This window comes from Planctomycetaceae bacterium, from assembly GCA_021371795.1.
Lineage (GTDB): Bacteria > Planctomycetota > Phycisphaerae > Sedimentisphaerales > UBA12454 > UBA12454.
Genome location: JAJFVK010000019.1, coordinates 264,029 through 276,818, shown reverse-complemented (window position 1 = coordinate 276,818; position 12,790 = coordinate 264,029). Strand labels below are relative to the sequence as shown.

Below are 12,790 nucleotides of genomic sequence, written 5' to 3'. Positions count from 1 at the left end.
TAAAACTTGACTTTTATCAGATATCTTGATATGTTCAGCGGTATAATTACAGGCTAAAATATCCATTTATGGGGGAATGTATTATGAAAACTACCTGCTTACTCATGTCAATCGTGTTTTGCTTTGTTTTCACAGCCGTATCTTTCAGTGCTGAAACCGTACATCTTACACTGATTGGGCAAGATCAAGGCTGGATACAAGGAGATTCAACACTAATTTCACTGGGACGGGAAAATACAATCGAAGCATCAGCATATACGCACATGCTTGTCGGCGAGCCGGATCCAAGAAACGGCATCACAGGTGAGGTGCGGGACCATTTTCCGGTTTCCATTCTAAAGAAGTTTGACCGTTCTACGCCTCGGCTGTTTAGAGCATGGTGCAATCACGAAAGGCTGCAGGCGACATTTAAATTTTACCGCCCCGATCCCAGCGGCGACGGTACGACACAGCACTTTTATACGGTGGTATTGAACAACGCATATATTTCCGGCATTCGCAAGGAAGTTCCTAATACTATTGATGCCCAAACATCAAACTATCCCCCCGTGGAACGGATTTCATTTACATACGGCGATATACAAGAAATTTGGGTACCGGACGGTTTTGCTTATGGCGATGAATGGCATGCAAATACCACAAAAATACCTTTGAGCGATGTCAATTTTGACGGCATCGTCAATATGAAAGATTTTGCTATCCTGGCCGATGATTGGATGACGCAATACTAACATTTTTGGTTAGCCCTGCCAACACTTTGGCAGGGTTTGTCGTTTAGCCTCGGCCTGTGCCGGGGGAGTTTAGTCACGTCATCACTATGACGTGGTTCGTTAAATCAGTAAATTCCCAAAAAACTCAAATTTTAAATCTTAAATCGTTAAATGTTAAATCGTCCGCATTGTTTCGCTTCAATTCATATCTTTTATTTCACACCCTCTAACGGCTTTTTTTTATCAACTCTTTGCCTGCGATATTTATGCTCTCAAGCGGGTACGTGTTCATATTCGGCGAATTGAGCTTTTAAAATTTTACATTGTCATTTTTTTATAAATTATTGCCGGCCATTTTTAAGCTATAACTACCGGCGTTCCGCCATCGACTAACGACTAATCAGAACTATAATTTCAAAACTAAATTTAAATCGTACTATACTTGTATGTAGTATACTGTAATCTAAAAGTGTTACGTTCGTTTTTAGTTGCATTTCTGCGGGTGTTAATCCATAATTGAAATATTCATTTAAAATTGGAATGTTCAAATTTAAGGATTTTTGTAATGCGAAAGTTGATTTTACTGTTTGTCGCGTTAGTTTTACTTCCGGGAGTTTTAGCCGCTTCAGGGTCCGGCAAGCTATTTGATTATCAAAAAACTGTTCTGGATAACGGCCTGACCGTTATTACTCTTGAGGATTTTTCATGTCCGATTGTAGCCGTGCAGGTTTGGTATAACGTCGGCAGCAAGAATGAAGACCCGAATCGGCAGGGCTTTGCGCACATGTTTGAGCATATGATGTTTCGCGGCACAGACAGATTAGGTCCCGAAGAACATTTCAGTATTATTCGCTCGGTCGGCGGCTCCTGTAACGGCTACACAAGTTTCGACAGGACAGTATATCTTGAAACGCTGCCCGCGGAACAGATTGACGTTGCGCTGTGGCTCGAAGCGGAAAGAATGACGTTTCTTAAAATCACACAGGACTACTTTTTTACGGAACGTAAGGTTGTTGAGGAAGAGTTAAGACAAAGATTGAACAAGCCTTACGGCACGATTTCTGAAAAGGTGTTTGATGCAGTATTTGCAGGGACTCCTTATCGGTGGATGCCGATTGGTCAGATATCACATTTGCGGGCCGCGTCCACAAATGAACTTCGCAATTTCTGGCAGAAGTATTATGGGCCGGAGAACGCAACGCTGATAATTGTCGGCGCTGTTAAGCATCAACAGGCACAGGAACTTGCGAAAAAATATTTCGGCTGGATAGAGGGCAAAGCCAAACCGCAGCAGATACAAGTCAAACAGCATTATCCTGACAAGCCGGAGGACGTGATAATCAAAGGCGAACTTGCCCCGGCACCTATTGTCGGCGTAAGATGGCTGACAGTGCCGGCGTGCAGCGATGACACTACCGCTCTCGATTTGCTTTCTGTAATTATCGGTTCCGGCAATTCGAGCAGGATATACTCTGAATTGGTCGATACGAAGCGTTTGGCAGTAAGTGCTGACGCCGAAACATACTCATTGCAGCAGGCAGGTCTTTTCGCAATCGATGCTGTTTTGCCGCAAACTGGAGGCGAACCTAATACAGTCATGAAACTCATTGAAGAGTGCGTTGCGAAAGTCAGAACTGATGGTGTAACTGCGGAGGAACTTGAAAAGGCAAAGAATCTAATGTTGCGAAGCTTAGTTACGCAAAACCTTGAAATTGAGAACAAGGCAGAGGCGTTAGGCGCAGCTGCGATAGATATGGGTGATGTAAATTTTGTCAATACTTCGATTGATGATATCAAAAAAGTTACGACTGAAAAAATTAGGGAAGTCGCGAATAAATATCTTACGCCGGAAAAAGTTTTCAGAATTTATGTCCCGCAGAATATCGACGGCCCTGTATTCAGCAAAAATTCAGGACAAGAATCCACTGTCGTATCGGACACAAATGACGCCAACGAGCCAAAGCCCGGCAGAGGCCACAGCGTTCGTCCGCAGGATTATCCACAGTCTGTTCCATTTGCGAAATCGAATATCAGTGGTCTAAAGCCCGAAACTTACAGCCAAAAGCTGGCTAACGGTCTGACTGTAATGGTTGTTCCGAATAAGGAAGTTCCGTTTATTACCGTTCAGCTCGGCATAAAATACGGCGGTTGGACAGATGAAATTCCCGGCACGTGTTCGATGGCTATGAGCCTTCTTGAAAAAGGAACGAAAAAATATTCAGCGGCGCAGCTTGCCGAAAAGCTGGAAAGCCAGGCGATTTCACTGTCAGTCTCCGGCGGTATGGACAACAGCGGCGTGGCGGTGAGTTGCGTTTCGGACAGAATTGAAAACGCTATGGAATTGATGGCGGAAGTTGTTTTGAATCCGACTTTCCCGGCAGTTGAGTTTGATAAGGAAAAGGAAAAACTGCTGACAGATCTTGCTGTCAAGCAGCAGACGCCGGAATATATAGCTGATAAAGAATTTCGCAAAAAGCTTTACGGCAACCATCCGTACAGTAGAACATCCACAGGCGAAGTTGAAGATATTAATAAACTTTCAGCGGATATATGCAAAAAATGGTGGAATACTTATTCGCAGCCGAATCAGGCGGTTCTTATATTCGCCGGCGATATCGAAAAGAGTAAAGCTGTTGAACTTGCGGAGAAAAATTTCGGCAAATGGCACAACGCTGTTGAGCCGAAAGTGAAGGAAAATTTTGCTTTGCCGGACAATAATCAGCCGACGGAAATATATCTTGTTAATTATCTCGGCAGTCATCAAAGCCAGATACGCATCGGCAAGCTCGGTATTACACGCAAAGTGCAGCCTGAATATTTCACGAGCAGAATCGTTTCGGATTATTTCGGCTTCGGCTTCAACAGCAGACTCAATAAATCTATTAGAATTGAAAAAGGTCTGACCTATGGCGTTTGGGGCGGATATATAGCGAATAATATGGCGGGCGAATTCGAGATTTCAACATTCAGCAAAACAGCGTCAACTGCCGACGCTGTAAAGGGGATTCTTGAAGAAATCAACAGGCTCAAAACGGTTCCGCCTGAAAGCAATGAGCTGTCGCAGAGCAAGTCTTATATCGCGGGCAGTTTTGTGATTAATCGTGAAACGCCGCAGCAGATTGCCAAGGATTTATGGCTTATAAAATCGCAGAATTTAAATGACGATTATCTTGATAAACTGCTTTCGTCCGTGCAGGGCACGAAAATTGAAGATTGCAAAAACCTCGTTGATAAAACGCTGACTCCGAATAAATTAATAATTGTAGTCGTAGGCGATGCGAACACGTTGCAGCCCCAGCTTGAGAAGATTGCGCCTGTAAAAATCGTAAAATAGTGAACGGTTGTCAAAAGACGTCGATTGACATTAAGACTCATGGCTTGCGTTTGGCAGTATTAAAACGCTTGGCGTTCGTATGGCGGCACACTTATACGTTTGTCCGCAGGTTTGGAATCAGCGGATGACCTTTATAAAGGATTTTTCACAGGCTCTGGAGAATTTGGGTTGATTTGCTGTTTGAGTTTTTCAATATCGAGACGCATATAATAATTCAGCAAATTTTTCCAGATGGAATGAAATCCGTAGCCGCCATAAATCATTTCATTCAGGGCGTCTTCTTTAGACCAGCCTTCAACTGCTGCGCGGTACACTGCGCACATTAAACCGGTTCTGTCCGCTCCGTGCTGACAATGCACGAACACTGGCGTTTTATTGGGGTCTGTTACAATCTGAAGGAATTTCACGATTTCCTTATATTCAGGATGCCACGCTGTCATTGAAATATGTTCGCAGCCGATATTGACATCGCCGATTTCATCTTTGTCGGAATGAAATGCCCGCAGATTCAATATCGTTTTGATTCCCATCGCTTTTAATTTTGCGATTCCGTTGGCGTCAGGTTGTGCGCCTCTGTACAAAGTCTCGGAAACCTTATGAAAATTCGGCAGGCCATCTTCTTTAATTGCGACAGCCCAGTTTGCAGGTCTTTGCGTTTGATACTTCTTGGTTTTTTCGCTGTCAATTTTAACCTTGCCGATGCCGGTGGATGCCAGACCTGACACAATCAGTATCGCGTACAACAGCACTAATCGTTTATGTAATTTGCTCATAGATTTATTTCCTGAAAGTATTATTTTGTCTCACATCTATTCATAATATTCTGATGCAGACGGGCTTTGGAATGGATATTTTGTATCCCGCAGGTTCAAGTGTGCCGGTTTTAGCATTTATTCTGAAGACCACAATTGAATTGCTGTCCTGATTGGCAACAAGGCAGAATGTACCTGTTGGGTCAATGCAGAAATTTCTTGGCGTTTTGATATCCGTAATTTCATATTTGATGAAAGTTAATTTTACTGTGTCCGTATCGATTTGGTATGCGGCAATACTGTCGTGTCCGCGATTTGAGCCGTAAAGAAATTTTCCGTTCGGATGAACGCATATTTCGGCAGGGTAATTTGAACCATTATAATCATCAGGAATGGTTTTTACAGTCTGGATATCTGTGAGATTGCCAGATTGCGCATTATATTTAAATGCGGTTATTGTAGAATCAAGTTCGTTGATGACGTAGGCGAACTTTCCAGATGGATGAAATGTAAAATGACGCGGGCCTGCGCCGGATTTGAGTTTTACAAAAGGCGGATTGTTTGGAGTAATTGTTCCTGTTTCCGAATTTAATTTGTAAATCATTATCTTATCAATTCCGAGGTCCGCCGCGAAAACAAAACGGTCATCCGGGCTGACATTAATTGAATGAGCATGTGGTTTTTGTTGCCGATGAGGGTTTATGCCGCTCCCCTCATGCCGGAAAGAGCATGAAAGTTCTGCAAGCATACCATTCGACTTGACAGGAATCACAGAAATACTGCCGCTTGTATAGTTGGCGACAAACAGATTTTTACCAGTATGATCGATGCTTATATGGCAGGGATTGCTGCCGTTTGATAGCTGTTGATTTAGAGGTTTAAGGTTCCCGTTTTTAGGGTTGACTACAAACGAATTCACACTGCCGATGCCGTTTGATTCACTGACACAATAGAGGAAACAGTGGTTTGGATGTATTTGAAGAAATGATGGGTTGTTCACTTCTGCGGCAAGTACAATATCAGAGAGCTTCCCGGTTTTAAGGTTAAGGCTGCCGCGGTAGATACCTTTGCCGGAATTTTCACCTTCGGTATAAGTTCCAAAATAGACATAAAACGACTTAGCAGGAGCCATTGATATAGTCATCAAAAACGCTGTTATAACAAAAACTTTCATTCTTATGATGATAACAGACAAAAGTATTTTGTCAAAATATACAATAATAAACACCAAAGTGTCAATGCTTTGGTGTCGGCGAAGACTTAACGGCTATAATCGTTGACATAAGTGTAGAGTTTTATTACAATTATGAAATATACAAGGATTTTGGTATGGAAACATTTGTCATAATATTGATTATACTTGTCCTGGCGGTGGTTGCTTTGTTGCTTTGGCTTTCGCAGGCAAAGGGGTTTGTGCAGCAGTTAAAGGATTTAAAAGCCGCCCAGGAAAACCTCACGCAGAGCTTTCAGCAATCGATGATAACCAATCAGGACTCGGTGAACAAAAACCTGCAATTCCATTCACAGACCTTAAAAGACTTAAGCTCGCAGCTCGGTCAGCTTCAGGGAGCAAACAACAGGATTATCGAATTGGGCGCGGATATAAAAGGTCTTCAGCAGATACTCGCCAGCCCGAAACTTCGCGGCGGACTTGGCGAATGGTCGCTGGAAAATATACTTTCCGCGGTACTTCCGGCCGACAGTTTCAGCCTTCAATATTCATTCCGCGACGGCAAAAAAGTTGACGGCCTTGTGAAAATGCCGAAATATTCTGTTCCCATTGATGCGAAATTTCCATTGAGCAATTTTGAAAAACTTCAGCAGGCCGCCGGCGACGCTGAAAGATTGAAAGCCCGCAGGGATTTTCTCAAAGACGTCCGCAATCATATAGATAAGATTTCCACAAGTTACATTAAGCCCGATGAAGGCACGCTGGATTTCGCGATTATGTTTATGCCGGCTGAAAATATTTATTATGAAGCGATGGTCAAAAATTCTGATGATAATATAAGCATTCAGGATTACGCTCTGGAACGAAAGGTTTTTCCGGTTTCGCCGAACCTGCTTTATATTTATCTTATGACGATTGTGATGGGGCTGCATGGTATGCAGATAGAAAAGCAGGCCGCCGAGATTCGCCAGAACCTTAATACGCTGAAAAATTCGTTCGGCGATTTTTTATCGATTTGGGATACGCTCGGCAGCCATCTTCGCAACGCGCAGGCCAAGCATGATGACGGCCAGAAAAAATTAGATAAATTCACAATGCAGTTGGAGCAAATTCAGGAAAAGGAGTTTGCGGATAAATGATTTACGAAGATTTAAAGGGTAAAAAAGTTCTCGTTACCGGTTCGTCAAGCGGAATTGGAATCGCAACGGCAAAAATATTCGCCCAGCAGGGCTGTTTCGTCGGCGTTCATTATTTCCGAACGCAAAAGGGCGGCGAAACGACGCTTGCCGAGGTTAAAAAACATTCCGACGGCTGCCTGCTCAAGGCTGATATGCGCGACAAGAAGCAGGTATTCAAAATGATTCAGGATTTTGAAAAAACAGCCGGCGGCATTGATATTCTGGTCAATAACGCCGGTTCACTCATTGCCCGCCAGACGTTTGCCGATGCGAGCGAGGAATATTTCGATGATGTTATGGCGACAAATATTAAAAGCATTTTTCTGGCGACACAGGCATCGCTTGAGGCGTTAAAAAAATCAAAAGGCTGCATTATAAACACCGGCTCAATCGCGGGACACACCGCCGGTGCGATTGGCGGCGGAATTTATGCATCTGCTAAAGCGGCCGTGGCGACTATGACAATTGCGATGGCAAAAGAGTTTGCGCCATTTGGCATAAGGGTTAATTCAGTTTTGCCCGGCCTTATCGAAACACGATTCCACGAACAGTTCAGCACTCCAGAGCGAAGGGCACAGGTTGCGCAGCAAACGCCGATGGGCAGGAACGGTACAGCCGAGGATGTCGCCAAAGCGATTCTGTTTTTGGCAAGCAATGCCGCCGAGTTTGTTACAGGTGAATATATCGCCGTTAACGGCGGACTGCATATGAGGGCATAAAATAGTTTTGAGTTATGAGTTTTAAGTTTTGAGTCTTTTGGTAGAGTGAAAATGAAAAACGCTAACAAAATTGTAATGACTATCGCCGGTCTGGTTTTGCTTATCGCTTCGGCGCTGAAAATCAATCAGTTGTTGACAGAGCCGATATTGAGCAAAGGTTTTTGGGAATCGTGGGAATTTTTCCTTATCCAGATTCCGCTTGAACTTGGCCTTGCGATTTGGCTGCTCTGCGGTTTGTTCAGGAAAGCTGCCTGGCTGTTGGGGTTTATCGCGTTTGCCGGTTTTATCGCTGTTACGCTGCAAAAGTGGATGATCGGTGCAGAATCCTGCGGTTGCTTTGGAACGGTACACGTAAGGCCGTGGATTACGCTGTGCTTTATGGACATACCTATGTTTCTGGCATTTGCGATATGCAGGCCGAAGGGGCTAAAGCTTTTGCCGCCGCCGTGGCCGAGTCTGCGATATTTTCTGGCTATTGCGATACCGACTTTTATTTTGCTGCCGACGATTGAGTATGTTTTGATTACAAATAAACCGCCGATGGTAAGCGAGAAGTATGAAGTTATCGATGTAAGCAAATGGGAGAGTCAGCAAACATGGCCGCTGCTGCAGTATGTTGATATTCAGGACAAACTGCAAACCGGCGACTGGGTCGTGCTTATGTATCACAATGACTGTCCCGACTGCCGACAGGCGATGCCGATTTACGAAAAGTTTTACGGCGATCTCAAAGGCAACAATGTTGATATGGCTTTTATCGAAATGCAGCCGTACGAAGAGGGCGAATTGCAGTTGATGCCCGCCGACAGCAAAGTAAACAAAGGGCGTTTGAGCGATATAAAGACGTGGTATGTCGAAACGCCTGTGGTTGTTGTTGTGCGTGACGGACTGGTATTAAAGGCATGGGGCGGCTATGCCCCAACATTTGACGAAATAATCGAGGCCGCCTTTGCGCAGTAATATATTATAAATCTTTGTGTCTTTGTGGCTGTTGCTACGCCATAAGTCTTTCCGCTTCGAGCATTAACTTGCTGATTCTGTTGCCGTTCGGACAAACTTTTTCAGCTGCACTATAATCAGCGGAACCAATTCTACAATTTGTTTTTGCCTGAACTTCAGCGAAAAGTCCCTTTGCCAGTTTCACATCGCCGTATTTATTATGATACATCAGCGAACGCATTACATCGCTTACATAAGGTATTTGCGGAACCGCTGCGCTGCACGCGCCGCACGCATTACAGTATCCGCCGCTGGTTTCTTTCGCGTAACTGTTCATAAAATCCAAATCGCTCTGTGTAAGTCTTGTTTTGTCAAGAATTGCCGCGACGTTGGAAGTCAACAGTGCTATGTTTTTCATTCCGACGCACGCCGAGCAGATTTTGTCATCCTGCAGAACGGTTTTAATTTTTGCCTGACCTTCAGTGAAGCCTTTGTCGAGGAAGTATCTGTCTAATGGTTTTTCATCACTGCCGTCAGACCTGCCTGCCTGTGTCTTCATTGCGATTAACGCGATTCCTTTTGCTTTGCACGTGTCGACAGCGGCCATAAATTTCGGGTCCTGCATAAGTCTGAAATTATAGCTGGTCATAATCGCGTCAATCCAGTCGGTTTTTGCAGCGGCTTCAAGGCAGGCGGTCATATTTTTGTGCGTTGTGAAGCCGAAATATTTAATTTGGGCTTTTGCTTTGGCGTCTGCTGCCCAGTTTTTCAAATCGTCGTTAAGGTCGGCCGGATTGTTCATTCCATGTACACCGAAATATAAATCGATATAATTCGTGTTCATTCTTTTAAAAGATGTTTGCAGCCGGTCGGTGCGAGACGCTGAATCGCTTGCGCCGGAAGCCTTTGTGACCAGAAATACATCTTTTCGCTTGTTTGGATTTTTGGCGAAATACATTCCGATACCTTCTTCGCTTTTTCCGCCAGCGTAGCCGTGAGCGGTATCCCAGTAATTGATGCCCCATTGCATTGATTTATACAGAATGATTTGGTTTTCTATTGTATCGAACATTGCACCCAGCGACAGCATCGGCACAGAAACATTAGCTTTTCCAAAGGTTCTGGTGGGAACTTGTGGAAATTTTGGTTTTGCCGGTTTGTTAGAATTAGCAGGAGCGTTACTGTCAGCTCCGAAAGAAAGACTGGAAGTTATCGCCGCAGCCAAACCGCTTCCGGCGGCAACTCTAAAAAATTCACGTCTGTTTATATTTTTCTTTTCCATAACTATCTCCGTTATATTTAGTGTTTATTCGTGTTAATTCGTGGTTTCCATTTGTATTTTATTTTTCCCTGCTTTGGCCGTAAGGTGTTACAATTACTGCGCCTTTGCCGGACACTGGACATTCGTGCTGACAAATTCCGCATCCGATACACTTTGAGGAATCTACAAAAGGCCTCTGCAATCGCAGCATAATTTGAATGTTGTTTACCGCAGCGTCGGAGATATTTTGAGCAATCTTAATAGTATTACTGCTGTTGGCGATAATTGGTTCGCGGGCAACTTTGCCGTTTGCATTAAACTGGCAGTAATAATCGCCGGCCGCGAACTTGTCGGCTTCGAGCGAGTTTTCGCCCAATACAATTTCACCATCCTGGACGCTTTTGATTTTGTCTGTATCGAAAACAGAACTAAATGATTCATGCGTATAGATAGCTTTCGGGCTGACAGGGCAGTTTTCCTGACAAACGAGGCAAGGCGTGCTGAATGCCCATGGCAGACATTTGGTTCGGTCAAATGACGCGGTTCCAAGTTTAATCGGTCCATCGGCGGAGAATTTTCCCTTGCCGAGCTTTTCCGCAAGCGTCAGCGGCCGTATCGCACCAGTCGGGCATACATACCCGCAAGCCACGCAGTCGTACTGGCATCCGCTTGTGCCGATTCGGTAATTCATCGTCGACGTCCAAAGATTCAGAACTCCCGCTTCGATACCAAGCGGCTGAATCACATTTGTCGGACACAGCCGCATACACTGGCCGCATTTGATGCAGCGTTTTATAAATTCATTTTCCGGCAAAGCGCCGGGCGGGCGGATAATACCAACCGAATCCCTGCTTGTTTTCAGCAGTTTGAATGTCGGCATCGCCATCAATCCGGTAAAGGCAGCCGCCATAAGGCCGCGTCTTGTAATATCAGGCGGTGTTTGTACATTTGGATTCGATGCCGTGCTGAAATCAACCGCGTCGAATTTGCAGTCGTCAATACAGTTCATACAGAGCAGACATTCGCTCAATTTGACTGTCTCCGAAGGCTGACAGTTGCCCTGACAATGAGCATTGCAAAGTTTGCAGTTGGTGCATTTCGAATTGCGATTGATTCGAAAGATTACGAATTGGTTTAAAATTCCAAAAAGTGCGCCCAGCGGGCAAATAAACAGACAGAAAAACCGCGGGATGTAAAAATTAAGAATCGTGAACGCTAAAAACACAGCCAGAACAGGTATCACAGCTTTGTAAAACCGCTGGCCGGCAGAAATAACATTCGTCCAGTTATCTATAACCGGCAAAAGCAGAATATTGACCGTTCGCGTAAACATTGGTATCGGGTCGAGCAGGCCGCTTTGCAGATTCCGCATCCCCGGCAGTGCAGCCATTAATAAAAACACAATCAGAACATAGTATTTGATATTTTGTGCCTTGTGATATTTATGTACAGAAAGCAACTCCGCAGTTTTTTTTCTGTGCGAAAGCAACGATATAAACTGATGAAGCGTTCCGAACGGACAAACCCATCCGCAGAAAAACCTGCCGATTAAAATTGTCAGAATAATCGTTGCAAGCGACCACAGAAGCGGGGCAAGCAACTTATGTGTAGAGATAACTGTCCCGATTGCGACAAGCGGGTCAAGATGCAGAAAAATATTTACAGGCCAGCCGCGCAATTGCCAGAACTTGACCCCGACCGCTGTCACAATACACAGCCAGATGAACAAGGCAAAAAAGAAAGCCTGACTAATTTTTCTTGCTGTCGTTATTCGCATAAAATTCAACTAATCATTTTTTATTTTTAATTACTATCGGATTTGTCCACGCATGTCTGCCGTTAGCGTCAACAATTTCCGCGCGAACCCATTGAATACCTTCCGGAAGTTTGTATTTACCGGTCGTTATTAATTTATTCTTTTCTGCCGTAATATTATAGCTGTATGTATTTTGGCCCATAAAACATATTTCAACTACCGGCGAGCATTTTACAACCACCGAATTGACGTCCACATGGAAATCTTCAAATTTAGGTCCGTTGGAAGCGTAGTAGCATCCGGTTCTCAAGGAATCCATTACAGCGTTTGCCGTTAATTCTTTTGCCTTTATCATTATCCAGCTTTGACCGATGAGTTTGCTGTTATGCAAATCATCCGCCGCAACAGCCGGCATGATTTTGCCTGTGTTGAGCAACTGATCCCATTGAACGGAACTATAGCCTTTGCCTGTGTAATAGAATTCGCTGTTATAAACTTCCATCGCGATAAAGCCATCGACGGCGAGCATATCGTTGATATTATGTCCCGACCAATACGGATGTGCGAAAATTACTTCGCCGCCTGCCGCCCTGACTTGTCGAACACGTTCATTCGCGTTGACGTCTTTCGCGAACGAGAGGCTTTCCGGAATATTTACGCAAACCAGATGGTACGGGGTCTCTGAATTGCTTTTCGGATGTGTCTCCATACCATTCAGCAGCAGGAAACTGGCGTCCGAATATCCGTCAATGTGGTTTGTCTTTTCGTGGTCGGTAACAGCCAGTACCTGATAGTCTGCATCACGATATTGCTTGACACGAACCGCCAAATTGACATCGCCGTCAGACAGGTTTGTATGCGTATGCAGATTGGTCTTGTACCAGTTACCCTCGACTGTAAATGGGTTAATTAAATCGTTGGCAAAACATTGTGAAACAACAAAAAGGCAAAACAAAATTCTTTTCATTAA

General features: G+C 44.3%; 10 protein-coding genes. 5 read left to right on the top strand and 5 right to left on the bottom strand.

Annotated features, from left to right (window positions below; translation table 11 throughout):
• The first annotated feature begins 83 nt into the window (after positions 1-83).
• Both hcp and LLF92_09895 read left to right on the top strand, forming a co-directional pair.
• On the top strand, positions 84-731 hold the full coding sequence (gene hcp / locus LLF92_09900) for a type VI secretion system tube protein Hcp (GenBank protein ID MCE5341420.1): 648 nt from the start codon (positions 84-86) through the stop codon (positions 729-731).
• 544 nt (positions 732-1,275) lie between these two features.
• The gene (locus LLF92_09895; GenBank protein MCE5341419.1) at positions 1,276-4,044 is read left to right on the top strand and encodes an insulinase family protein; all 2,769 of its coding nucleotides are present in this window, start codon (positions 1,276-1,278) and stop codon (positions 4,042-4,044) included.
• A gap of 131 nt (positions 4,045-4,175) precedes the next feature.
• Here the strand turns inward: LLF92_09895 and LLF92_09890 are convergent, their stop codons facing one another.
• Positions 4,176-4,817, bottom strand: coding sequence for a dual specificity protein phosphatase family protein (locus tag LLF92_09890; GenBank protein MCE5341418.1), 642 nt, complete (start codon positions 4,815-4,817; stop codon positions 4,176-4,178).
• A gap of 40 nt (positions 4,818-4,857) precedes the next feature.
• Complete coding sequence (locus tag LLF92_09885; protein ID MCE5341417.1) at positions 4,858-5,940, bottom strand: lactonase family protein; 1,083 nt, start codon at positions 5,938-5,940, stop codon at positions 4,858-4,860.
• A gap of 185 nt (positions 5,941-6,125) precedes the next feature.
• On the opposite strand from LLF92_09885, the gene LLF92_09880 reads away from it, so the two are divergent.
• From LLF92_09880 to LLF92_09870, 3 genes are read left to right on the top strand one after another with little or no spacing between them, the layout of a single operon-like run.
• A complete protein-coding gene (locus tag LLF92_09880; protein MCE5341416.1) occupies positions 6,126-7,106 on the top strand; it encodes a DNA recombination protein RmuC in 981 nt (326 codons plus the stop codon).
• Complete coding sequence (locus LLF92_09875) at positions 7,103-7,864, top strand: glucose 1-dehydrogenase (GenBank protein ID MCE5341415.1); 762 nt, start codon at positions 7,103-7,105, stop codon at positions 7,862-7,864. The genes LLF92_09880 and LLF92_09875 overlap by 4 nt, the downstream gene beginning before the upstream one ends.
• Positions 7,865-7,915: 51 nt before the next feature.
• Complete coding sequence (locus LLF92_09870) at positions 7,916-8,824, top strand: hypothetical protein (protein MCE5341414.1); 909 nt, start codon at positions 7,916-7,918, stop codon at positions 8,822-8,824.
• 34 nt (positions 8,825-8,858) lie between these two features.
• Here LLF92_09870 and LLF92_09865 read toward each other — a convergent pair whose 3' ends face one another.
• Genes LLF92_09865 through LLF92_09855 form a run of 3 tightly spaced genes read right to left on the bottom strand, consistent with a single transcriptional unit; the run spans position 8,859 to position 12,787 of the window.
• On the bottom strand, positions 8,859-10,085 hold the full coding sequence (locus LLF92_09865; protein ID MCE5341413.1) for an aldo/keto reductase: 1,227 nt from the start codon (positions 10,083-10,085) through the stop codon (positions 8,859-8,861).
• A gap of 58 nt (positions 10,086-10,143) precedes the next feature.
• On the bottom strand, positions 10,144-11,841 hold the full coding sequence (locus tag LLF92_09860) for a 4Fe-4S binding protein (GenBank protein MCE5341412.1): 1,698 nt from the start codon (positions 11,839-11,841) through the stop codon (positions 10,144-10,146).
• Positions 11,842-11,854: 13 nt separating this feature from the next.
• Complete coding sequence (locus LLF92_09855; protein ID MCE5341411.1) at positions 11,855-12,787, bottom strand: CehA/McbA family metallohydrolase; 933 nt, start codon at positions 12,785-12,787, stop codon at positions 11,855-11,857.
• Positions 12,788-12,790: the final 3 nt, after the last annotated feature.